This is a genomic window from Shewanella sp. MBTL60-007 (assembly GCF_019654915.1).
Classification (GTDB): domain Bacteria; phylum Pseudomonadota; class Gammaproteobacteria; order Enterobacterales; family Shewanellaceae; genus Shewanella.
In genome coordinates this window covers 40,136-63,194 of sequence record NZ_BPET01000031.1, presented here as the reverse complement: position 1 = coordinate 63,194, position 23,059 = coordinate 40,136, and the positions used below count along the sequence as shown (strand labels likewise).

The following is a 23,059-nucleotide window of genomic DNA, read 5'->3' as shown; positions in this document are numbered from 1 at the left end:
GCACTTAATGTAGTGTGAACCCAATTTTTAAGACTTGCATAGCGAGTCCAGCTTTTCAAATTTACCAAATTTGTCTGGAAACCATAGAGCTGTGGTCCCACCTGAATCCATTCCGAACTCAGAAGTGAAACACAGTATCGCCGATGGTAGTGTGGGGTCTCCCCATGTGAGAGTAGGTCATTTCCAGGCGCCAAATACACGAAAAAGCCCTAGCAAACAACGCTAGGGCTTTTTTCGTATATGCGCTGCGCGAAAAGAACGACTCCCGACGTCGACCCGCCGCTGAGCGGGGTCTCCGGCTTCGAAGGCAAGCTTCTCCGCGTTCAAGTCAGGCTGAATACTGCGTATTCAAAGCGCCTCACTTTCACCCCCATGTGTTCGCTGCGCGAACCGAGTAGCTCATTTCCAGTCGCCAAATAACGAGAAAGGTGACCACTCGAACATGGGGAAATAAAAAGCCCGAACGTAGTGAGGTTCAGCACCCATGTGGAGTAGGGTGAAGCCCTTGTGCTTATCAAACGAAGTTTGATGCAAGGGGGGAACGCGGAGAGCTTGCTCGAAGCTGGTCATTTCCAGGCTTTAAATTAAGTGAAGAAGCCACCTTATTAAGGTGGCTTTTTTGCGTTTGGGCGTTTGTAAAATGCTGAACGCTAACTTATCTAGAATACAGCCACCCGTTAAGGTGACTACTTCACTTAAGGTAGGCATAAATGCCTACCCCCTACGTCGCCCCGCCGCTGAGCGGGGTCTCCGGCTTCGAAGGCAAGCTTCTCCGCGTTCAAGCGAGTCTGAATACTGCGTATTCAAAGCGCCTCACTTTCACCCCCATGTGTTCGCTGCGCGAACCGAGTAGCTCATTTCCAGGCTTCAAATTAAGGGAACTTTAAATTAAGTGAAGAAGCCACCTACCCTTAATATGATAAAAGTAGGTGGCTTTTGTGTATAGGAAGTACTTACCCTCGAATGCCATGGATGGCATAGGAGAGGAGTTGCGTTTGAGCGTTTGTAAAATATTGAACGCTAACTTATCTAGAATGCAGCTACCCGTTAAGGTGACTGCTTCACTTAAAGCAGAGGGGCTGAATACTGCGTATTCAAAACAGCTTACTTTCACTCCCATGTGTTCGCTGCGCGAACTATCAGGGTTGGCATTTCCCGTACGTCTTTTTATATGTGTATAAGGAGTTAAACAGAGGGGATTGTATGACGCCCGTTATATTACTAACGGGCTTGAAGGAGGGAGAAGCTATGCCTAGAAGAAAAAGAAGTAGGCGATAAGAACAAATGACAGTAAGGCGCCTATGATGACTGGATAGATCTGATATCCGTCTTCTGCTCTGCGTGCGCGTCTAAAGCACAGATTAACTAGGATTAAGTTAAATATAGCGACCATTACAGAAGTAATTGCTCCGTGCTGAAATGACATATTTTTGATCTCGATAATAAGGTAGATCAAAGCAATCCAGTCAAAAATTATTAGGTATAGAAAGAGCTTTTGTAAGGCATCGGGTCCTTTTCGCTCATATGAAGCAGGCATTGTGATCTCCTTGTTTGTCACTGAATACCTAGATTATATAAACCACTAAACCTGTGGTAACCGACTCATATTGTAAACTTTAGTGGTGATATAACTTATCTGTCTTTCGTCTTGTTTAATCCATCTTGCGCCGATAAAGTTAAGTCTGTGATTAATTTTCGCGACGCGCATAACCTGAATCTGAAAGTACTCTTCATCTAAACAAATAAAGATGATCTGTTTGGGTTGTAAGTTACAACGGCTAATTAGTCCTACTCCCCCCAAACCTATATCTTTAATGTTGGCGATGCCGATGGTTTTACTCATTAAACAGTATTTTTTTACTAGTGAAATGGTTACACCATCGCAGGCAAAACGAATATCTTGATGGTTGCTTTCCCTAAGACTGAATCTTGTATGTTGTCGGCCTTCTTCCTGCTCTTTTTGAGTTGTTGGCTGTTTATCAGCAGGGATAAACTCGCCCTGGACAATTACTGAGTCGTCCATTGTTCTGGGTATCTCGCTCGTGGTTGGTTTGCCTCGGCAACTTGCTTTGCTTGTTGTAGCTCTTTAGTCTGGGTTGGTTGTTCAGGCGGTAGCCCCATCATTTGGCGCAACTGCTCTTGCGCTTCTGATGTCATGACTAATACTTCTATGCGTCTGTTAGCCGCTGCAGCTGGGTCGTTAACGATATAAGGGACTTGGTCGGCCATGCCCGTAACTTGAATAACTTGGCTGCGTCTAAGTCCACCATATTCGAGTACTCTTCTTGCGAGCAGGGCGCGTTTGCTCGATAGTTCCCAGTTGGTGAAGGCCTTACCTGCGTATTGGCTCGAGTCGGTATGCCCTGAGATGGTGATCTTATTTTCGACTTTACTCAGAAGTGGCCCTAGAGCCATTAACAGATCTTCGAAGTAAGGCTTCATCTCTGAACTTCCTCGAGTGAACATAAATTGATGTATGTTATCGTGCATCAAGATCCGCACGCCTTGGGGAACGACTTGTAGCTCTACGTTAGCCCCCATACTGACGTCTGTAATGACCTTATCGATTTCTCTTGCTAGAAATTCAAGTTGCGCCTGGGTTTCAAACTTTCCAGGTACCAAAGAGTTTAACTCTGGGCCTTTGCCCGCCTTGGCATTTTCATCGCCATTAGGAATACGGTTATGCATCGCCGGGCCACTGCGGTCCACGCCAGTGGATGTCGCTGGTAATACCGCTTGTTGAACTCCTATACTAGCCTCAAAGTTTACCATTGAGGGCGCGCTACTGAGATCAAATGGATTGATAGATCCGGTAGCATACAGATCACCTCGGAGGTATTGCACTATCATGGCACGTTCTTGCTGATCGGCAATCTGCATGATCCAGAGCACCATAAATAGTGCCATCATGGCTAAGGTGAAGTCGGCGAATGCAACTTTCCAGGCGCCCCCATGGGCGGGCTTGGCCTTTGAGCGCTTCTTGCGGCGGATTATGATGGCTTGATCGGTTCTGGCTGGCATTAGCTTTTCTGCTCCACCATCCAACGCTCAAGTTCGATAAATGTTGGACGATTTTCACTCTGGATCTGTTTGCGACCGGCATCAATGGCAAGCATTGGCGGCTTACCTTTTGCGAAGGCCGTTAACATTGCGGCGACACAGCGCATCTGCGCAGACTTCCGCTCAACTAAGTGCTCGAGCGCTTTAGACAGCGGATCGAACAAACAGTAACAGGCGAAGATACCGATAAACGTGCCGACTAAGGCGGCGGCGACCTTTACACCAATCATGGTGATAGGACCGTCAATATTTGACATGGTAATGATGATCCCCATTACTGCGGCAAGAATACCGAAGCCAGGCATAGCTTCGGCAACTTTGTTCAGTGCGTGGGAGGGACGCATTCTATCTTCATCGATACGGTGGATCTCCTCCTCTAGCATATGCTCTAAATCGTGAGCGGAGATCTTGCCGATAGATTGTAATCTTAGGTTATCTATGAGGAAGTTCAGCACATTCGTGTGCTCTAATACCGCAGGGTACATGAGAAAAAGGGAGCTTTCTCTAGGCTTTTCGATATGGTCGTCTAGCACTCGCAGCCCTTGAGACTGGATCTGTGCCATTAACATGCCCATCAGGCCAAAGAGCTGTGGGTAGAGTTCAGGGTCTTCTTGTTCGACTTTAACCAGCTCTCTGAGCTGTTCATACATCTCAATTAATACAGGCTTAGGGTTAGCGATAATAAGTGCCCCTACACCCGCACCAAAAATGATTAGGATTTCGGCAGGCTGCCAGAGGGAGATCAACGCTCCTCCTGCCCACACGTATCCACCAAATACCGACAAGAGAATTATCACTAGCCCTAACAGTTTGCTCATACTACATCACCTGCTTACCGTTCCCATTGTTGATAGATACTCTGAAGCTGTTTAACTGCTTGTTTATGCAGTTGGCAAATACGAGTTTCAGTTAACCCCAAGGTTGCGGCAATTTCTTTTAAATTGAGTTCATGTTGATAGTAAAGCGACAGGATCAGCTGTTCTCTTTTGTTTAATTTTGAAATAGCTTGAAATAAACACTCTTTTGCTGAAAATTGCTCCAACACGTCATTTTTATCGACAAAATGACCACCTTCGCTTATGAGTTCATCTAGGCTGCGCATAGATTCAGACTGGGAGGCAAACAGTCGCTCTCGGTACTCGCTCTCGCTCAAGCCCATCGCCTCTGCGACCTCTTTATCTGTGGGTTCTCTCTCTAACAGTCGAGTTAGCTGCCTGACGGTATCATTTAGTTCGTGGGCTTGCTGCCTGACGGGACGAGGCCGCCAATCTTGACGGCGTAGCTCATCAAGAATGGCGCCACGAATACGCTGACCAGCGAATGAAATAAATCCATTATCGTATTCCCCGGGGTAGCGTCTTGCTGCTTCGAGTAGCGCCATCATGCCTATCTGCTCCATGTCTTCAATCGCGAGGACGGAACCACAGTGGCTTCTAAGTTGCGATACTGAGCGCTTAACTAGAGGTAGATATTGGACCATCACCTGACTTTCGGACTGACGGTTCATCGCGCTATCTTCAGAAACTTCTTGGTAGGCAGATTGTGCTGCATTCATAGTATTGGCCTTTATTGAATAACCATACGAGTAAACAGCACATCATCCAATTCGATAGCAAAATCATTCTCGGCTAATACTGTAGAGAGTATGCCGTGAGCTTCTTTTTGCAGGGACTCGAATTGCTGCGCGTTATTGAGTTCATTGAAGTGCTTATGGGAGAACATCTTCATTAGTGAGTTTTTAATTACAGGATCGGCCTGTTTAATAGTGCTTTCGACATTCTTAGAGCGACTTTTGAATGCCAGCTCTAATAGAAGGTAATGGGGGTACTCGTCACCGGGTATGGAGATAACAAATTTGTCGAGAGGGTAAAATTGAGCTGATTTGACTTCGGCTTCTTTAGCTTCGAAGGGGCCACCGATCAGGCTTGGTGATTGCCAACCCACCCAGAAAATCGCCGCTGTCCAGCTGATGATAAGCAGGGCCGTAATGATCCGTTTGCTGTTGCTTTTAGTTGATGACATGAATAGCTCCTAAATTATGCGAGTAGATCGACCTGATCTTGTTGGGGAATATCAGCATTGAACGATGGTTCATGCTGAGTCGCTGCTGCAATTGCCGGTTGAGAGCTGCCTTGATGCTGTTTTTGTTGTGACTCGCCTTGGCTGATATCGACATCAATTTGGCCACCATGATCCATTGCTAATTCGGCTCGCAATCTATCTAGGCCCATCAATAATGCATCCCGAACCGATGAGTTCGCTGCATGCATCTGGATATGCAGACGATCGCCGTCTAGGCGTACATTGAGTTCAATCTTTCCAAGTTCCGGAGGATCGAGCCTTAGTTCTGCTTGTTTTATCTGCTGGTCGATCTGAAATCTAAGTTGCTCCCTTAGCGGCGACAGCATCTCATGGCTTTGCTGTGGTAGTGGGGCAGACTGGGAAACGGAAACGGGCCCCCATTGAGCAACATTGCTTTGAGTGCGTGAACTGCTTGCTAAAATTTGGTTTACCGAATCGATGGCACTGCTGGCACCACTTTCAGCCAGACTTGTAGAGACTGCGGGTGAAAATGGACTGTTTACGCCTTGAAAGGGGCTAAAACCAACAAGGCTATCAGGCTTGATTGCACCAGACACTAATGGAAGGCTGCTGGTCGCGGCAGTACTACCTAGCTCTGTCCCCAGTGAATTGGTCATGGCTAAGGGTAAGCTCTGCGCTCGAGTATCTAGAGTTTGTACTTGAGTTGTAGCTGCTCGTGTAGCCAATTGAGTTTGGTTTAAAGGCTGCTGGCTAAATGATTGAAATAGTGGATTTTGGTTTCGCCCCTCTGCGGTTTGGTAAGCCGTGGCTGCAAGCTGAGGCTCGAGCGCTAATTGGGAGTTGTTATGGCGAGCCAGTTGCAGTGTTGTTGCAAATGGCTGAGTCTCCCCTCTCGTAGAGAAAGCCGCCACTGTATGTGGTAGCGACTCTGGGGAGGCTTGATGTGGTGTTATTAACGAAAAAGAAGCCAGCGCTTGAGCGTATTGCTCAAACGAGTCATGTTCAGCTAAGCCACAGTCAACGCAGTTTGCTGGCTCTTGGCTGCTTGCTTGTTTTATTGGGCTAGATGTTGTTGAGTTTGTTGTCGCCGAAGTGACTGATGTACTTGGCAATACTGGGCTAGTCATTATCTACTCCGCCACTGACACAGGTTAGTTGATAAGCGGCTAGGCCATCTTGTTGCTGTTTAAACTGAGTCATCTCTTGCTTAAGTTGATCTTTAGCTTGGTGTAACTGCTGCAACACTTGCTGATGAGCACGGGCTAAAGATTGGCGCGCAAGCAACTGCGAGCGGGAGTTTGGTTTTCCCGCTCTTTTAAGGGCATCAGTCATTTTTTGGTTTACTAAGACCAATTTGTCCCAGTTTTGAGCTTGAGCATGAAATCGCAGCGCTTTTTCAAACTGCTGCCACTGCTCAATTGAGATTTGCCCAACCGGCTCTGACATCGGTAATTACCTTAGTGATGGGTTCTAGGGCGGCAACGCTATTTTCAACGCTTGCGGTTACCAGTTGTCGACTGCAATAGTCATAGAGGCGGTTAAGGCCTGCGGCGACTTCGCCTCCATTTTCAATATCGAGCATGGAGTCGAGTCCATGGACGATATTGAGGCACTTATTGATACTCTGGCCTTTATCTTCATAGCTGCGGCGCTGCATAAATCCCGCAGCGCGTTGGATCTCCTCTAATAGGCCATCAAGCAGCATGCGCACCATCTCATGAGGGTTTGCTGCTGCGGCTCTCGCGTCTAGAGAGGTTTGCTTATAAGCATTAAAGGGATCGTGCTCGTTTAACATTTTTTGGTTTTTTCCTTAATAAAACAGTGCGCTAGCTGAGTTTAATTGGCTGATGGTTGCTTCCATTGCGGTAAATTGAGCTAGGTAGATTTGATACCTCTGTTCCATCTGTCTGTCGTGATTTTCCATGCTGGTTTCGACTCGTTCGATCTGTTTTTCTAGGTTCTCTTGCTTAAGATCCAAAGAGCCTTGGAATTTAGTGAAAGGGTCGATGAGGGTATCAAGTCTGTCGATATAGCTACCTTCGTCGGTAAACATGGCTTGTATCGCGTCAGGGTCATCTTTGAGAGCTTTAGTTAGCTTATCTTGGTCGATAGATAGTTTGCCGTCTCGACCCATCTCAACGCCGATATCTGAAAGGCGCATACCGTTTGGTGCTGTATCGAAGATGGCATCACGCATCCCCTGTTGCAGCATTCTGATACTTGAGTCGCCTTTGAGTACGCCTAGCTGATCTTCGGTGATAGAGGAATTGAAGTCGTCATCTTCATCATCTTTATCTTCATCGCTGTCATCTTTATCGTCATTTTCGTTATTGATATTGTCTAACTCTTCACTGCCCATAGAGCGAGTTAGCTTATTGATTTCGTCCATCAGGTTATTGAAGATATCGACGAAGTCTTCAACAGCCTGTTCGCTGGCGTCGGTATCTGATGTGATCCTGATGCTGCTGCTTTCTCCCGCTGCATGGACTTTGTTGAGTTCGATAGAGACGCCATCGATGACATTGGCTAAGTTGTTACTGCTACTGGTGATATCTATGCCGTTTAGATTAACCTTGGCATCTTGTGCTGCGCGTCGCTCTGTCATACCCCAATCGGCACCATTCATGCTAACGCTAATGTTGTTTTCTGCACCTGTGGCAGTAGAGGAAAGCATTAGCTCAACTTGACCGCCAGTCCGCACAAGAGAAGCTTGTACTCCTGGGTTATCGGAGTGATTATTGATCATACTGGTGAGATCTTTGACCGTGGCGGTCCCATCAGGGTTTAGTACAGACATATCAAGGCTAATGGTGTCAGCTGGATCTGAGCCAAGCTGGATCTCGATAACGCCGCTGGCGGGTAGCAGGCTGTCTTCACTGCCGAAGCTCTTAGTTAATTGGTGCGCCTGAGCTAGTTGCTCGATATGCAGGTCGTAGTTACCAGTTGGTGCCCCGCTCTCGACCATGATAGAGGCATTATCATCACTGATTGAGGAGGTTTTGCTTTCGAAGGCATCGCCATTAATCTTTTCAAGATTGCTGGTCATCTTATCTAGGCTACGTTCAAGGATCTTATAGGCATCGAGTTGTGCCTCATATTTGGTCATATTGCTTTCAAATATCTGATCTTTGCCCATACGTTCTGCGACGATAAGTTGTTCGGCGAATGAGGCGCCACCCATACCTGAAATCATTTGATCCTCCAATCTTTGTTATGCAAGTGGCAATCTTCATGCCAAAAGTTAAGTAACTGTTTTATGGTGTTTTTGCTTACCTTAGGATGTGCGGCGGGTAAATTGATTTTCCGTTAGTCACAGGAGAAGGGAAGTGTTGCTTCCGCTTTAAGCCTGGGCGCTACGTTCGCTACAACCATGTAATAAGTAAGGCGACCTCAAGCTAGGGCCACTGAAGTATTGAGGGGAATTTGTTGCCAAAAAAAAGGGCCCGAAGGCCCTAGATAGAAAGTTGGGAGTAGGGGGGGGGAGATTAACCCAATAGACCCATAACCAAACCAGTGTTTTGGTTTGAAGAAGACAGGATGTTAGTACCTGCTTGAACTAATAACTGGTTCTTAGTCATAGCAGCTGTTTCTACTGCGAAATCGGTATCCATGATACGACCTGCTGCAGCTTTAGTGTTCTCGGTAACGTTAGTTAGGTTAGATGCTGTGTGACCTAAACGGTTGATGCTAGCACCTAGGTTAGAACGCTCTGCACCAACGGCATCGATAATAGCGTTTACGTTGTCGATTTCGCCTACAGCAGCTGCTTGGTCAGTTAGTTCACCAACGAATAGTGCTTTAACGTCAGCAACTTTTGTCGTTACTGTTAGTTTTTCAGCTGAAGATGCGCCGATTTGGAAGTCTACAGCACCATCTAATTCGGTGAATAGTTTGTTACCACTATATTCAGTGCTATCGATAATACGGATTGCTTCAGCGTTAAGCTCTTTATATTCAGCATCTAGTGCTGCAATATCTTCAGCCGAGTTCACACCGTTAGCTGCTTGAGTTGCTAGTTCTTTTTGGCGAGTCGCGATGTTGTTTAGCTCGTCTAATGCACCATCGGCAGTTTGTAGCATTGAAGTCGCGTCAGATACGTTACGGCCAGCAGTTTCCATACCCGTTACGTTAGCGTTTAGGCGAGTCGCAATCTGTAGACCAGCAGCATCGTCAGATGCACTGTTGATACGAAGACCTGTAGATAGACGCTCCATAGCGTTGCTAAGTAGGTCGTTATTTTTAGTCACGGCATTTTGAGCGATGTTAGACGCGTTGTTAGTCATTACAGATAACATAGGATATTCCTTTGAGTTTTTAACAGATTGTTTGGTTTCTATAACCTTAAAACGACACGCGAATTGAAAACTGAAAGCTATAGTCGATTTTATTTGTCGAATTGCATTTAATTCTTTGAATTTAAAGGTTTAAATATTTTGTTTTTCATGGGTGAATAGTAAAAAAAGACTTTAGCTAATCGCTGTTTGGGTCGCCTTCTATAGACATATTTAGGCTTAGCCAAAACTTGATTACAAAAGAGAGCGAGAATGAAACATTCACTCATTAGACCCAGTTTCGTCACTAACTTCAGCTGTATTGGTGGTGAATGTGAGGACAGCTGTTGCTATGGATGGAGTATTCATATTGATAAGCAAAGCTATAAGAAGACCTTAGCCCATAGCGAGCTTAAGACTTTGGCTAAAACTGCGCTGAAGAAGGTAAAAAAGAGTGAGCAAATATGGGCGCAAGCTGTATTGAATGAAGAGGGAGCCTGTGGCTTTTTAGATGAAAACAACTTGTGCCAGATCCACGCAAAGGCTGGGGAGGCTCTGCTAAGTAATACTTGCAAGACCTACCCTAGAATGGCGCATATGAGAGGGGGGGATCGTTATGACAGCCTATCCTTATCTTGCCCTGAAGCGGCGAGAAATATTCTGCTAAGGCCCGATGCATTTCGCGTTGAACGCACGACGATCACCCATAGTCGTACATTCAAAGCAGCACCGATCTGGGCGCAGAAGGCTTATGACTACTCGATTCAACTATTACTTAAGCCTGAACAACCATTAGAGCATGGTCTTACCGCTATTGGTATTTTGATGAAAACTACCGAGCGGGTGGCTAATGGTGAACTTGAAAGTAATGCCATCGACAATATGTTTCAACAGCTAATAATTTTAAGCGATAACGGCCAGTTAAAGCAGCATTTCGAGGGCTTTAATCAAGATACGGATGCGCACCAGATGCATGCGTTCACCTCGATTCAATTATGGCTAAATACTAATAAAATCAGGCGTGGACGGAGTCGGTTTGAGCTAATTAATCAGGCTATTCTATCCATGGCGGATGATGAAAAAAACATTAGTATGAACCGTATTAACCAAGCTTGGAAGGAGGTCGCTATACCTGCATTGGCAGACCAGCAAGCGCTATTTAGTCGTTATCTACTTTATTACTTTTACCATATGAACTTCCCCCAAGTTGATAAACTCACTCCATCGCAGGCCTTTAGAGTGATGCTGTTGGATTTCTTTATGCTGCGCTGCTATTTAGCCGTGATAGCTGCTAAGAATGAGGGATTATCTGAGCATGACATCATCATGTGTTTTCAGGTGTATCACACCAATCGGCAGCATAAGGCAAATTACAGTGAGTATGCTATCAACCTTTTGGATGAAGCTAAATTTGATGATTTAGCCTCGATACTCACCTTGTTGTCGTAACGGTATTAATGTCGCCCTTGGGTTTGTGGGGCTATATATTGCTAGCCCCCAAGCCAATCGATTCTTAAGAGAGTAAAGCCGATACCTGAGGGCGGCTCAGATTTGCCTGCGCCATTAACGAGGTAACTTGCAGACTAAAAGGAGAGGACTGCATTAAGCTGGTCACTTGAGTCAGAGTCGACTCCAGCTCTAATACTGTATCTTTGCGCTGGTTTACTCTGTGTAATTGTTGTTGAAGTTGTTGCTTGCCGCTATTCAACTCTTGCAACTGCGATTCAACCTTGTGGCGTGTCTTGGCTATTTTAGCCATGGTCTGTTTGAGATCCGCATGGCTATTGAAGCGCCATTCTCTGGGATCTTGCCAATTCAGCTCTTCGCTGACCTTGATGGTTCTGACATCTCCGGCGGGTAAACGTTGACCTTGACCGATCATCAATAACCCTGCTTGCAGTTGTTGCCATTGCTGCTTATTGCTCTTGAAGATGACTCGGCCTTCATTGCTGCGAAGCACCTGCATATCCAGCGGCTTAAGTGCACTGTTTAGTCTGCTTACCAGCTCTGCAGGTTGTGCATTTGCGGGTAATAGCACTCTTACTGATTCATTGCCTAGTTGCATATTGATCAGTTCATCGCGTGGTTTTACAGCGGCCAAATCTACCGACTTTAAGCTGAAACTGTACTTGGCGGCGGGTCTTTGACTAGATATTAGATTGAGCTGATGATCGACTAGAGGCTTACCTTGATAGCTGACCTCAAGTTGTGCCAGTTTTTGCTGGATCTGCAGACTGCGATTTATCTGCTCACTGTCTAGGTTAGAAGAGCCTAGGCTAGATGACAGTGATTGTTGGCTTTGGCCTTGCAACTGCTTAAGCAGGCTTTGAACCTGCAGTAAACCCTGCTCTGCCACTTGGGACGCACTGATCTTGTGCTGTCCCTGCGTGACCTTAGCCCAGCGGTTATAGCTCTCTAATCTATGGCTTGGAATGCTAGCAACATTGGCCTTAGTTTGTTCTTTTGGCGGTTGCTGTATACCTGCACTCGGCGCAACCGTCTGGCTGCGCTGTTGAACATTGAGTGAGTCTGAAATCCCGTTGAGCATTAACTTCTCTTAAGCTGATTCGATCAAGATTGAACTTATATTTGATTAAACTTATATATGGTTGAACTTATATATGGTTGAACAGGGATAGCTGTGATACCTGCACAAAGGTCTGTTGAGTCACTTTAAGGGTGGTTAGCTTTAAGTTGTACTCTGCAGTGGCCTGAGCATAGTCTAAACCTTCAGTTTCACCTATCACTTCTTTGTTAAAAAGCACACGCTCCTCATGGGAAGCCTGTACCAAGCTTAAGGTGTTTTGTTTACCACCTATGTCGGTGATCGCCGAGCTAATACTGGTCAGGGTATCATCTAAGCTGGCTTGCATATCATCGGCGGCTTGGCTAAATGCGGGATCACCCGGAGCCAGTGTTGGGTCTTCGAGAACCGCAATAAACTCTTTGGTTTGATTGAGAATATCAGTACTACCGTTTGAAAAGATAAAGTCTGCAGCGGTACTGTTAGCCGTCATCCAAGATGAACCAGAAGTCTGTACTTCACGAGTGTTGGTATCGCCTTGGTAGACATAGTTGCCATCGGCATCTTTGCCAATGGGCGGAGTGTCGGTTTTGTTACCTGAAAAAAGGTAGTTGCCTGATTCGTCTTTAGCGTTGAGGGTATCGGCAAATGCCTCTAGTAGTTCGTTCATTTCGGCCGCATAAGCCGCTCTGTCTTCAGGTGATAAGCTACCATTGTTTGCCGATACGGTAATTTCACGCATACGACCTTGCAGCTCGACCATGCTCGACATATAGGTTTCTGAGCGGCTAAAACTGGTACTCAATGATTCGGTATTTTTTATATATTGGTTGGTAGCGGCCATGTCACGTTCATTACCAATGACCCTGACCGAGCCGATAGGATCGTCCGATGGGCGCAGTATTGATGTGCCCGTAGACATCATTTCATTGAGTCTGGCGATATCGGCAGTGGAGTTCTGCAGACTCTGTAAATTATTGCTGTAGAGATTAAGCATACTTACACGCATGAAGAGCTCCTTAAATGCTGTTTAGGATTGTTTGAAATAGCTGATCTGCAGTCGAGATAACCTTGGCATTTGCCTGATAAGACTGTTGGTAGATGATGAGGTTGACCCCCTCTTCATCCATGTTGACGCCACTGGTGCTCGCCCACTGTTTTTGGGCCTCCAGTTGGAGATTTTCGGCTGTTGTTTTCGACATTTGAGCCTGGCGAGAGGCCGAGCCTAGTTCACCAATCTTACTGGCGAATGCATCACCCATGGTGGCGTCGACTCCCATAGAGCTAAAGGTGAAGCTCTTGTTGGCGATATCGACCAGTTCTACCAAGTTGCTGTTGTCGCCCGGGGTGCCATCTTTACCAAACGCCAGCATGTCGGCGTTAAATCCAGAGGTCAGTTTTAGGCTGCCAGCAGGGTTAGTTGGATCATAGGTAAATAGATCTTGAGTCGGTGTATTGCCATTTAAGTCTGTGCCGCCAGCCAGTACAGTATTGAACTCATCGGCCATGGTCATGGCGAGTTCATCGATGAACGCCATCGAGTCCACTAAGCTGTTGTCTCGGTAGTCGATCAGCGCACCTAAACTGCCGCCTGCACTTTCATCTAGCGGAAAGCTCGATTGGCCGAACTGAATGCTGAGCTGGCTAAATTTAGGGTTGGTTGGGTCGGGGGTAACTTGAACCTTAGATGCAATCGTGCCCGATAGCAGAGGTTGTCCCTGTGCTAAAGAGATGTTGATCATACCCGAAGAGTCTTCAACGACATTGACGTCGATAATCTCTGACAGATCATCGATAGCGGCGTCTCGTGCATCGAGTAGTGCTAAAGGTACGTTACCGTTGGCGTTAGCTTTTTGAATATCGGCATTAAAGCTGGCGATGGTTTCTAGTTGGCTGTTGATCTCTTTTGCCGAGGCATTAATTTGGCCTTCAACTTGGGTCACCTGCGAGTTTAGCCCTTCGCTGATTGAGTTAAAGCGTTGGGTCAGCGCCTTGGCTTCGTTGAGCACACCTTGGCGATGGGCAATCTCGTTAGGTTGCTCCATAGCCGAGTTTAGTGAGGCAAACAGTAGATCCAGCCCAGCCGAGATACTGTTACCTTCAGAACCAAAAATCTGCTCGACTTGGCCAAAATAGCTAGACTGGGTCTTAGCAAATCCGAGGTTGCTGGTGGTATTCCAAAGTTGAGCGACTTCGTATTGATCCGATATACGGCGTACGCCATCGACCATCACGCCAGAGCCACTGCCGTAGATGCCATTTCCCACAGAGCTAAGCATCACTTGTTGACGAGAATATCCCGGCACCATGGCGTTGGTGACGTTATTGGAAGTGGCGGTTAGGGCTGCCATGCTGGCATTAAGCCCTGACATACCTATGTTGAGCATGCTCATCTTGAATCCTTATCTCTAGCGTTTTAAATGACGGCGAAGACTAATCAGCACCGCAGCCTATTTAGGTTTGCGGCTTGGTAATAAAAGGCAATATCAAGGCTGGTTGCATTGCAACGGTATTGGTATTGCCATTAGTTTGATTATTAGAGGCGACCGTCTCCGGCTTAGACTTAAGTCCTGCCGATAATTGTTTGGTCATCACCTCGGCAAGCCCTGTGCTTTGCATCTGGCTTAGGCGTCCTGCAAGCTCGGCATCGTGCCAGTCGCGGTACATGCCATCGTTTTGCGATGACAGTGGGCTGTCTTTATCTGCCATCACATCGGAGGCGCTACGCATCTGTTTTAAAACGGTTTGCAGAAACTGGGCTTCAAACTGTTGGCTCACAAGCTTAAGTGCACCTTGCTCGCCATTGGATTTAATCAACTCACCGGCATCGAGTTGATTAAGGTAGCTGTGATTATTGTCGAGTTTCATTAGATCACCACCAATTCAGCTTCTAGGGCTCCGGCTTCGTTTAGGGCTTGCAAGATGGCCATTAGATCCATCGGTGATGCGCCTAGACTGTTAACGGCACGGACTATGTCATTGAGGGCTATACCTTCAGGCCAGACAAACATATGGCCGTCGCCCTCATTGATATCGACCTGACTGTCGGTGGTCACAACGGTTTCACCTTGCGCTTGCCCCAGATAGGCACCATTAGGTTGACTAACAAACTCTTGCTCAACGATGGTCACCGTGAGGTTGCCATGACTGACAGCGGCTTTACGTACCACGACATCGCCGCCCATAACAACGGTACCGGTGCGACTATTGAACACTACTCGTGGAGATTTGCGCCCTTGCTCAATTTGCAACTCTTCGAGCATAGACATGAAGGTAACGCGCTCGCGATTAGAACTTGGCGCACGAACAATCACCTTGGCGCTGCTGTCCGCTTGCGCGACATCAGGGCCGAATAGCTCGTTGACCGCGCGCTCGATGTTGCGGGCAGTCTTAAAACTTGGGTCGATAAGATTTAGTACTATGTGCTCGTTTTCATTAAAGTTACTGTGCATAGGTGCTTCTAATAGCGCACCATTAGGAATGTTACCCACGGTCGGTACGTTTATGGTGACCGAGGTGCCGTTACGGCCTTGAGCCGATACACCACCAACCACCAAGTTACCTTGGGCAACAGCATAGATCTCACCATCAACGGCACGCATTGGGGTCATCAATAGGGTACCGCCACGCAGACTTTTAGCATCGCCGAGTGATGACACGGTAATGTCTAAAGTCTGTCCTGGGCTCGCCAGTGGTGGTACGGTAGCGTGGACCGCAACCGCTGCGACGTTCTTCAGTTTAGGATCTGTCTTATCATCAATTTGCACCCCAAACTGCTTTAGCATGTTGACGATAGACTGGCTGGTAAAGCGCACTTGAGTGCGGTCACCCGTGCCATCTAGACCGACAACTAAGCCGTAACCTACCAGTTGGTTATCACGGATCCCTTGTACATCGACAATATCCATCAGATAGCGATGCTGAGGCTGCGCCTGAACGGATAGTAGAGGCGATAGCCCTAACAACAGACTGACCATAAAGATGGCTATTTTTTTCATTCACACAATCCTGACTTTTGAATACTCAAACTGATGCTTACAATGGGAACCAAGGGCTATTGAAGTAGCGGGCGGCCCAGCCCATGCGGTTGCTATCTGAGATGGCACCTTGGCCACCGTAGATTATCCGTGCGTCGGCGATACGCTGCGACGAGATGGTGTTGTCATTACCTATGTCATCGGCGCGGATCAGACCCAGCAGGCGAAGGTATTCATCACCTTGGTTTAGTCGTAACCATTTTTCACCACGGATCAGTAAAGCGCCATTGGGCAAAACCTTAGCCACGGTCACTGTGATCGAGCCCGACAGTTGGTTCTGTTGGGTGCTGGAGCCTGTGCCGTTAAAGGAGCGCCCCATATTGGCCTCTCCGCTACCGCTGATGCTGTTACTGCCTGTGGTACCTTGGCCATCAATCGACATACCGCTTACCTTGTTGGTCTTGGTATCGGCACGTTTACTTGAATAGGTTTTCTCGTCCAGTGCTACCGTAAGAATGTCGCCTTCACGAAATGCGCGCTTATCTTTAAATAGGGTGAGCATAAAGCCTGGGCGATAAACACTGCCGTTCTCGGCTGTCGGTAGGCTGTAGTCAATTTCTGGTGGCGCCCACTCAGGCTTACCTGGTGCTGTGTCTGGTTCAGGTATATGTGCGACACAGCCAGACAGTAGTAAGGTTAAACCTATGCCAAAGCCAATCCAAAGTGATTGCATGCTGGAGCCCTTTTCGCGTTTTGTTGGTTGATAAGCCATGGTGGAGCCAGTAGATAAAGCGCTGCTTACAGCGCTTGGTTTAGGAACTTGAGCATGTCGTCAGAAGCCGATACGACCTTGGCGTTCATCTCGTAAGCGCGTTGAGTCGAAATCATCTCGACCATCTCCTCAACCACGTTGACGTTGGCGCCTTCAAGTGCGCCTTGACGAATTTGCCCCAGAGCCTGATCACCTGCGATGCCTTCTACTGCTGCGCCCGATGCGCCTGTTTCACGGTAGAGGTTATTACCGCGCGCCTCGAGTCCGGCTGGGTTGGTAAAGTTAACTAGAGTGATCTGTCCTAACTCTTGAGCATCCGCCTGACCAGCCATCTGCGCCGACACGATACCATCGGTCGCGATGGTGACATTGAGCGCCTCTTCTGGGATCTCAATATTCGGGACCAGTGGTAAACCTTGTGAGGTCACCATTAGGCCTTCGCTATTGCGATAAAACTGTCCATCACGGGAGTAGCTTAGCTCGCCATTGGCCTCTTCAATTTGGAAAAAGCCTTGTCCCTCAATCGCCATGTCCAACTGTTGGTTGGTGGTAAGTAGATCACCTAGAGTAAACACCTTTTGAGTGCCAACGACACGGGTACCCGTACCGAGCTGAAGCCCCGATGGCAGCTCATTTTGCTCGTCTACTTGGCCACCTGGTTGGCGCTGCACTTGATAAAACAGGTCGTTAAAGGCGACACGATCGCGCTTAAACCCTGTGGTGTTAACGTTTGCCAAGTTGTTGGCAATGGTGGTCATCTTCGTATCTTGGGCGGTTAAGCCAGTCTTACTGACCCATAAAGCTGATTGCATCTGTATTTCCTTTAAAGTCTAGGCTTTAAAAATTAGTCTAAGCGTCACGTAACAAGCGATTGCCTGCTTCTGCGAGTTTTTCGGCGCTCTTCATCAGTTTGACCTGCACCTCAAATTGACGACTTAAATCCATGGCGGCGATTAGCTCGCCTACGGCTTGTACGTTACTGGCCTCTAGGAAGCCGCTGCTCACGGTTACTTGCTCACTGGCGGGCAGCGGCTGACGGTCTGCGGGATAGAGCAAACCATCTAAGCCTTTACTTAGAGTATTGATATCTGGGTTAACCAGCTTGAGCTGGCCAACCTCTTCGATAATGCCGCCTTCATCGGCGATGATGCTGAGTCTGCCGTCATCACCAACGAACAGTTCGCGATATTCTGGTAGTACGATAGGACCATCGATACCGGCAACAGGGCGACCATCTAAGGTCAGCTGACCGTCGGCATCAGGCTGTATCGCACCTGAGCGGGTATAGCCTTCACCATCAGCCGTCATCACCGCGAACAGACCCGCATCATTGATGGCCAGATCTAAGGTTCTACCCGTTGGGTTCATTGCGCCGGTTTGTTGGCTAAAGCCGCTGCTTTGAGTCTGAGCCAGTACACGAGTCTGCAAGCTATTACCGGTCGGGTTAACTACCATGGCGTTGACTCGCTCTAGATCTGCCTTAAAGCCAGTGGTATCGGCGTTGGCTAGGTTGTTGGCGCGGATGGCTTGCGCCTCCATCACCCTCGCAGCACCCTTGGCGGCGGTATATATCATTCTATCCATGAGTCAGGCCTAGATAGCGTTGAGCAAAGCTTGCTGCATGGTTGAGTTGGTATCTAACACCTTGGCATTAGACTGATAGTTACGCTGAGCCGTCATCAAGTTAACCATTTCAGCTGTTTGATCGACGTTTGAGCCTTCAAGATAACCGCCTGCAATCGAGCCTAAGGTGCCTGTGGTTGGCGTGCCAATAATTGGCTGCCCCGCAGCATTGGTTGCCGCCCAAGCGTTGTTGCTCACAGGCTCTAAACCGTTAGGGTTATTGAAGTCAGCCAGTACCACTTGGCCCTGAAGCTGCTCTTGGCCGTTGGTGTACGTGCCATATAGCATACCGCTGTCATCTAGACGTATGCCGTTAAGCTCACCTGAGGTGTAACCGTTCTGGCTTAGGCTTGAGTTGTTATAGTCAGAGGCGTATTGGGTGCTCTTGTCATAGCTTAGAGCAAGGTTCATGTCCGATGCGCCGCCGACAATATTGGGGTCAGTGATATTGAGGGTAAGATCTTGTCCGCCAGTTAGCATGCCGTCAGAGTCGAAGCTGAGCTGGTGGCCGCCTACTGGAGTCACGTCGGTGTCGCCCATCATGTAGTGCACCGACCAAGTATTGTCGGAAGTTTTAACGTAATACTGAGTAAGGGCGTGTTCTTTACCTAAAGAGTCATAAGCGGTCACTGTGCTCGATGAGTGATAGGTCGAAGCGTCATCTGAATCAAACGGATTTGCTACAGGGTCGATAGTTTCAACTCGAGCATCTAAGTTAGAGACTAGGCCGATTGTTGTCGTTGCTTTAGCGGGCAGGGCACCGGCTTGTACCTGTAGGTCGGTCACATTACCCGTCTGTAAGTTGCCTGCAGCACCAACAGAATACCCCTGCAAACGGTTACCAACGGGATCGGTGATAAAGCCGTTGGCATCTTGATTATACATACCTGCTCTGGCATACATGGTGTTGCCATCTTGGCCTTTTAACACGAAGAAACCTTCGCCTTGAATGCCCATATCTAGCTGACGACCAGTATAGGTTAAGCTGCCACCGGCAGAGAAGTTTTGGCTGGTGTTCATCACGTTCACACCACCTGCTTGACCACCGTTATAGATCGCAGAAAATTCACTGCGGCCACTGCGAAATCCTACTGTTGAAGAGTTGGCAATGTTATTACTGATAGTGTTTAGATCTTGTGTGGTTGCTTGTAGGCCACTTAACGCAATATTGAAAGACATGAATTAATCCTTTGCTAACCTGTTATGAAACTTCAGAAATTTCAAGCACTGAAATAGTGCCTAGACCATTACCTAGCTCAGCCATCATCATTCCTGATGCGCTGATAAAATGTATTTTTTCGATTTCAGCTTTGACGAAGGTATCCGCTGTCTCGGTGACTTCGCCCGCCGTGGTGTTAGCCACTATGCTGTAATCTCCCGCCGGCAGTTCCAGCGCTTCAGGATCGATCGTGAAGCCTGTATCTCCAGCCTCTTGTGGACCCATCTCTAGGGTGTGAACCACATCGCCGTTGTCATCGACGATATCGATACTTAAGTTCTCAACTGAGCTGCTTAGGTAAACCTTGCCGTCGATAGGCGTATCTTCGATGCTAAATTCAGAGGCTGGTACCATGGCATCTTTGCCTACTAGCTGCGCCGACTGAACGATGCCTAGGTTCTCCATGATCACCATCTGTGTTGACTGGTTGGCACGCATCTGCTCTAAGCTTTCGACCTGAGAGAATTGGGCTAACTGGCTGACATATTCGGTACCATCAATCGGGTTTGTGGGATCTTGGTTCTGAATTTGCGCAATCATCAAGGTCATAAATTCGTTCTTGATAGACGCCGCATCGTTACCCGGGGAATTAACCACGTTGTTGCTGTTGGTATTATTACTACTAGTACTGGTTACGTTCATTACTTAGCTCCTAACTGCAGTAAACCCTGTTGCATCGAACGTGCACGGTTCATGATCTCAACATTGGTTTCGAATGAGCGGCTGGCTGCCATCATGTCAGCCATCTCCTCAACGGTATTGACGTTGGAGTAGGCGACATAACCCTGTTCGTCGGCGTAGGGATGGTCAGGCTCGTAGCGTAGATCTAGCGGTGCATCAGATTGCACTATCGCCGATACTTCAACGTGAGCGCCAGCGACTTGCCCCTCTTGAGTCTGTTTGTAGATGGTAGAGAATACGGGCTTTAACGCTCGAAATGCCTCATCTGGATTTTCTGCTGCAGCACCTGCGTTGGCTAAGTTACTGGCAACTGTGTTAAGTCGAATGGTTTGGGCGTTCATGCCCGCGCCGGCAATTTGGTAAATTTCTGCAAATGACATAGGGGTTATTTACCTTCGATAGCAGTGCGTAAACCTGAGATCTTCATGTTGAGGAAGGTCAGGCTGGTTTGATAGTCCATGGCGTTTTGTGAGTATCTGGCTTGCTCTTTGCCTAGCTCAACCGTGTTCTGATCTGCCGATGTTTGATAAGGCACACGATAGCTAGCCTGATAGTTACGGTCGGGAGACATGCCTGCATTGATCTGCAACATCACAGATTTGAAGTCGAGATCTCTCGCCTTATAGCCGGGGGTTTCTGCATTGGCTAAGTTACCAGCCAACATCTTGCTGCGTTCGACCCTAAAATCTAATGTGTGCGGATGAATACCTAATGCGGCATCAAGGTTGATAGCCATTACGACTCCTAGTATGGTATGTCCAAATTTAATTGCTGCTTGACTATTCAATTAGTGTGCCAATAATCTTAATTGAGGTTTATCAATGGTTTACCTGTTTTTGGGGCGCAAGATCGGAACCTGTGTTTCCTGCTTCCTCATCGCTGTTTCCTGTTTACTTCCGCAGTTGAGTTTGGCGCAGGATTCGATGAAAACGGTGGAGCAGATTGATAGCGCGTTGACACAATTACTGACGAAGGAACTGGAGCTGTGGCGCCAGCAAGCGGCTTTGTCTCAGCTGGAATCTAAGATAGAGATCAAGGTGCCATCGGGGGCGAAAAGACTAGCGCTTTGCCCCGCTGCGGTGAGCATAGATGCCGGCTCAGGGATCCCATTAGGCAACGTGCAACGCAAGGTGAATTGTGAGCCACTAGGCTGGAGCCTCTTCGTTCGAGCTAAGGTTGGCGTGAGCGTTAAAATTCCTGTGGCTAACCGAGTACTCAAGCGTGGGGAGCATATCCTAGCTGCAGATCTCGACTGGAAAGTGATAAAACTTGGGACATCGGATCGAGACTTAGTAACCACACTCGATGAGATAGTTGGTCATCAAGTGGTGCGCAAAGTACGGCGTTATCAACCGATTAGAGCGGTGCAACTGAGTTCGCCTCAATGGGTGAATATTGGTGACAGGGTCATTATTGAGGCTCGCAGTAATGGCTTTTACGCCAATATGCCGGGAGAAGCCCTCGAAGGTGGCGGTGAGGGTAAAGGGATCCGGGTGAGAAACCTTAGCTCTGGCAAAGTGATTATCGCCTATCCAATCGCTAAGGGGCGGGTGGCAACGCAGTTTTAGTCGCTTATTGATATTAAATAAATTGCGGCGCTATTTCAGAATGGCCCTAATGGAGTCGCTTTACTTTTAGTAACGAAATTGAGGCAGCCATTATGGAAATAAACAAAATAAACAGCACGATAAATGCTGAAATGGGCACGAGCAAGAGTAAGACGCATAGCGCCGTTCAGCCTTTAGAAACTCCCGTTACTACGGCGATAAAACCTCAACAGGAGGTCAGTGAAGACTGCCGATTGATTGAGTATAGTCAGCAGCGATTAGAGCAGTTGCCTGACTTTGATTTGGCTAAAGTCGCGGAAATCCGCCAGTCGCTGATCGACGGTAGTTTCGATCTCGATCTCGAGAAGTTAACCGATGCCATGGTGCAACAGCATGGCTGAGCCAGTGAGCAAGCGTGAGTTAGTGCAGGGCATAGTGCGCGGGATCCGTCAGGATATTGAGGGCTATAAGCAACTTAAAAGCTTGTTGAAGCGTCAGCGAGAGTTGATGCAACGTCGTGACAACGGTGGCCTTAAACATCATAACGAACACCAATCGAGTCTGTGTGACAGCCTGATGCACAAAGCTGGCGAGCGCCGCAGAATGTTGCTGGCGCTCGGTTTTACTGGTGATGCCAGTGGTATGGATGCATTAATTGCTAGGCTTCCGCAATCATCGGCGAGCCAAGTTTCAATTCTCTGGCAAAACTTGCTGTTGTTGGTGAAAGAGAGCCAGCAGGTTAATGAGGCCAACGGTAAGTTGCTGGTGGCACAGCAAGAGGTGATTAATCAGCTGCTTAATCGAGGTGGTGATAGCCATATCGATTATGGTGAAATGCGTTAGGCTCTAGTTGCTGTCGCGTAGCGCGCGGCTAGATCATCTAACTGTTTCTGTTCCTGCTTCTGCTGTAACTGATGTTGCTGCTCTAGTCTTTCTTTATATAACCACTGTATACCTTGCTGACGACCCAACTGTTTATGCCAAAGTTGATGCATTCTCTGCTGCTCCTGTTGTAGCAGCAGCTGTTTGCGGGTCAGTTGCTTTATCATCGGCTCGATGACTTGGATCATCTGCGCGCTATTTTGCAACATCATTGCAGAGGCATTGGTGAGGTTTATCTGGGTGTAATCGGTTACCATCTGCCCGAGCTGAAGCTTTTGCTGCTCTATGGTATCAATCTTACTCTGGGCGGCATTACGCTGCTGCCCAAGTTGGCTAAGTTTTTTCTCTTCCTGCTGACATAACCTGAGTAATTGCTTCATCTTGTATTTCCCACCGGGATAACCTAAATAGTGACTTAAGCTGCTTTTTCGCAGACATCATCTTAATAACTACAGCTCTG

28 protein-coding genes and 1 rRNA gene are annotated in these 23,059 nt (G+C 47.7%); 5 read left to right on the top strand and 24 right to left on the bottom strand.

Going from position 1 to position 23,059, the window contains the following annotated elements:
- Positions 1–73 precede the first annotated feature (73 nt).
- A 5S ribosomal RNA gene (gene rrf, locus K5Q92_RS13300) occupies positions 74–189 on the top strand.
- Between the two features lie 1,063 nt (positions 190–1,252).
- On the opposite strand, the gene K5Q92_RS13295 is transcribed toward rrf, so the two are convergent.
- From K5Q92_RS13295 to K5Q92_RS13245, 11 genes are all read right to left on the bottom strand, one after another.
- A complete protein-coding gene (locus tag K5Q92_RS13295; RefSeq protein WP_220769484.1) occupies positions 1,253–1,537 on the bottom strand; it encodes a hypothetical protein in 285 nt (94 codons plus the stop codon).
- Positions 1,538–1,582: 45 nt separating this feature from the next.
- On the bottom strand, positions 1,583–2,023 hold the full coding sequence (locus K5Q92_RS13290; protein WP_220769483.1) for a hypothetical protein: 441 nt from the start codon (positions 2,021–2,023) through the stop codon (positions 1,583–1,585).
- On the bottom strand, positions 2,008–3,021 hold the full coding sequence (locus K5Q92_RS13285) for a flagellar motor protein MotB (RefSeq protein WP_220769482.1): 1,014 nt from the start codon (positions 3,019–3,021) through the stop codon (positions 2,008–2,010). Before K5Q92_RS13285 ends, K5Q92_RS13290 begins: the two co-directional genes overlap by 16 nt.
- The gene (gene motA / locus K5Q92_RS13280) at positions 3,021–3,878 is read right to left on the bottom strand and encodes a flagellar motor stator protein MotA (RefSeq protein WP_220769481.1); all 858 of its coding nucleotides are present in this window, start codon (positions 3,876–3,878) and stop codon (positions 3,021–3,023) included. Before motA ends, K5Q92_RS13285 begins: the two co-directional genes overlap by 1 nt.
- 14 nt (positions 3,879–3,892) lie before the next feature.
- A complete protein-coding gene (locus tag K5Q92_RS13275; RefSeq protein ID WP_220769480.1) occupies positions 3,893–4,615 on the bottom strand; it encodes an RNA polymerase sigma factor FliA in 723 nt (240 codons plus the stop codon).
- 11 nt (positions 4,616–4,626) lie between these two features.
- Positions 4,627–5,082, bottom strand: a complete 456-nt coding sequence (gene fliL, locus K5Q92_RS13270; RefSeq protein ID WP_220769479.1) for a flagellar basal body-associated protein FliL — start codon at positions 5,080–5,082, stop codon at positions 4,627–4,629.
- A 14-nt stretch (positions 5,083–5,096) separates the two neighbouring features.
- Entirely contained in the window at positions 5,097–6,230 is a 1,134-nt protein-coding gene (locus K5Q92_RS13265; protein WP_220769478.1) for a flagellar hook-length control protein FliK, read from the bottom strand.
- Positions 6,223–6,549 (bottom strand): hypothetical protein, encoded by a 327-nt coding sequence (locus K5Q92_RS13260; RefSeq protein ID WP_220769477.1) that lies wholly within the window; start codon positions 6,547–6,549, stop codon positions 6,223–6,225. Before K5Q92_RS13260 ends, K5Q92_RS13265 begins: the two co-directional genes overlap by 8 nt.
- A complete protein-coding gene (gene fliS / locus K5Q92_RS13255; RefSeq protein WP_202723481.1) occupies positions 6,518–6,898 on the bottom strand; it encodes a flagellar export chaperone FliS in 381 nt (126 codons plus the stop codon). Before fliS ends, K5Q92_RS13260 begins: the two co-directional genes overlap by 32 nt.
- 15 nt (positions 6,899–6,913) lie before the next feature.
- Positions 6,914–8,296 (bottom strand): flagellar filament capping protein FliD, encoded by a 1,383-nt coding sequence (gene fliD / locus K5Q92_RS13250; protein ID WP_220769476.1) that lies wholly within the window; start codon positions 8,294–8,296, stop codon positions 6,914–6,916.
- A gap of 292 nt (positions 8,297–8,588) precedes the next feature.
- Complete coding sequence (locus tag K5Q92_RS13245) at positions 8,589–9,398, bottom strand: flagellin (protein WP_220769475.1); 810 nt, start codon at positions 9,396–9,398, stop codon at positions 8,589–8,591.
- A gap of 249 nt (positions 9,399–9,647) precedes the next feature.
- Between K5Q92_RS13245 and fliB the strand changes: the two genes are divergently transcribed.
- Positions 9,648–10,823: a flagellin lysine-N-methylase gene (gene fliB / locus K5Q92_RS13240; RefSeq protein ID WP_220769474.1), complete on the top strand. Its 1,176-nt coding sequence runs from the start codon at positions 9,648–9,650 to the stop codon at positions 10,821–10,823.
- A gap of 64 nt (positions 10,824–10,887) precedes the next feature.
- Here the strand turns inward: fliB and K5Q92_RS13235 are convergent, their stop codons facing one another.
- The 12 genes from K5Q92_RS13235 to K5Q92_RS13180 form a co-directional block, all read right to left on the bottom strand.
- The gene (locus K5Q92_RS13235; RefSeq protein WP_220769473.1) at positions 10,888–11,922 is read right to left on the bottom strand and encodes a hypothetical protein; all 1,035 of its coding nucleotides are present in this window, start codon (positions 11,920–11,922) and stop codon (positions 10,888–10,890) included.
- Between the two features lie 67 nt (positions 11,923–11,989).
- A complete protein-coding gene (flgL, locus tag K5Q92_RS13230; protein ID WP_220769472.1) occupies positions 11,990–12,907 on the bottom strand; it encodes a flagellar hook-associated protein FlgL in 918 nt (305 codons plus the stop codon).
- Between the two features lie 10 nt (positions 12,908–12,917).
- A complete protein-coding gene (gene flgK, locus K5Q92_RS13225; RefSeq protein WP_220769471.1) occupies positions 12,918–14,291 on the bottom strand; it encodes a flagellar hook-associated protein FlgK in 1,374 nt (457 codons plus the stop codon).
- Positions 14,292–14,352: 61 nt separating this feature from the next.
- The gene (locus K5Q92_RS13220; protein ID WP_220769470.1) at positions 14,353–14,766 is read right to left on the bottom strand and encodes a rod-binding protein; all 414 of its coding nucleotides are present in this window, start codon (positions 14,764–14,766) and stop codon (positions 14,353–14,355) included.
- Entirely contained in the window at positions 14,766–15,896 is a 1,131-nt protein-coding gene (locus tag K5Q92_RS13215) for a flagellar basal body P-ring protein FlgI (RefSeq protein ID WP_220769469.1), read from the bottom strand. Before K5Q92_RS13215 ends, K5Q92_RS13220 begins: the two co-directional genes overlap by 1 nt.
- 37 nt (positions 15,897–15,933) lie before the next feature.
- Complete coding sequence (gene flgH, locus K5Q92_RS13210) at positions 15,934–16,608, bottom strand: flagellar basal body L-ring protein FlgH (protein WP_220769468.1); 675 nt, start codon at positions 16,606–16,608, stop codon at positions 15,934–15,936.
- Between the two features lie 65 nt (positions 16,609–16,673).
- Positions 16,674–17,459, bottom strand: a complete 786-nt coding sequence (flgG, locus tag K5Q92_RS13205) for a flagellar basal-body rod protein FlgG (RefSeq protein ID WP_220769467.1) — start codon at positions 17,457–17,459, stop codon at positions 16,674–16,676.
- A gap of 37 nt (positions 17,460–17,496) precedes the next feature.
- Positions 17,497–18,231, bottom strand: a complete 735-nt coding sequence (locus K5Q92_RS13200) for a flagellar basal body rod protein FlgF (RefSeq protein ID WP_220769466.1) — start codon at positions 18,229–18,231, stop codon at positions 17,497–17,499.
- Positions 18,232–18,240: 9 nt separating this feature from the next.
- Complete coding sequence (gene flgE / locus K5Q92_RS13195; RefSeq protein WP_220769465.1) at positions 18,241–19,449, bottom strand: flagellar hook protein FlgE; 1,209 nt, start codon at positions 19,447–19,449, stop codon at positions 18,241–18,243.
- A gap of 22 nt (positions 19,450–19,471) precedes the next feature.
- Positions 19,472–20,131, bottom strand: a complete 660-nt coding sequence (locus K5Q92_RS13190) for a flagellar hook capping FlgD N-terminal domain-containing protein (protein WP_220769464.1) — start codon at positions 20,129–20,131, stop codon at positions 19,472–19,474.
- Positions 20,131–20,550 carry a flagellar basal body rod protein FlgC gene (gene flgC / locus K5Q92_RS13185; RefSeq protein ID WP_220769463.1) on the bottom strand — a complete coding sequence of 140 codons (420 nt, stop codon included), beginning with the start codon at positions 20,548–20,550 and terminating at the stop codon, positions 20,131–20,133. Before flgC ends, K5Q92_RS13190 begins: the two co-directional genes overlap by 1 nt.
- 5 nt (positions 20,551–20,555) lie before the next feature.
- On the bottom strand, positions 20,556–20,906 hold the full coding sequence (locus K5Q92_RS13180; RefSeq protein ID WP_202723496.1) for a flagellar basal body rod protein FlgB: 351 nt from the start codon (positions 20,904–20,906) through the stop codon (positions 20,556–20,558).
- Between the two features lie 187 nt (positions 20,907–21,093).
- Here K5Q92_RS13180 and flgA point away from each other — a divergent pair, with 187 nt between their 5' ends.
- From flgA to flgN, 3 genes are all read left to right on the top strand, one after another.
- Complete coding sequence (gene flgA, locus K5Q92_RS13175) at positions 21,094–21,738, top strand: flagellar basal body P-ring formation chaperone FlgA (protein WP_259649571.1); 645 nt, start codon at positions 21,094–21,096, stop codon at positions 21,736–21,738.
- Positions 21,739–21,830: 92 nt separating this feature from the next.
- A complete protein-coding gene (flgM, locus tag K5Q92_RS13170) occupies positions 21,831–22,118 on the top strand; it encodes a flagellar biosynthesis anti-sigma factor FlgM (protein ID WP_220769461.1) in 288 nt (95 codons plus the stop codon).
- A complete protein-coding gene (flgN, locus tag K5Q92_RS13165) occupies positions 22,111–22,560 on the top strand; it encodes a flagellar protein FlgN (RefSeq protein ID WP_220769460.1) in 450 nt (149 codons plus the stop codon). Before flgM ends, flgN begins: the two co-directional genes overlap by 8 nt.
- On the opposite strand, the gene K5Q92_RS13160 is transcribed toward flgN, so the two are convergent.
- Positions 22,557–22,979, bottom strand: coding sequence for a hypothetical protein (locus K5Q92_RS13160; RefSeq protein ID WP_220769459.1), 423 nt, complete (start codon positions 22,977–22,979; stop codon positions 22,557–22,559). The genes flgN and K5Q92_RS13160 overlap by 4 nt on opposite strands.
- Between the last annotated feature and the right edge of the window lie 80 nt (positions 22,980–23,059).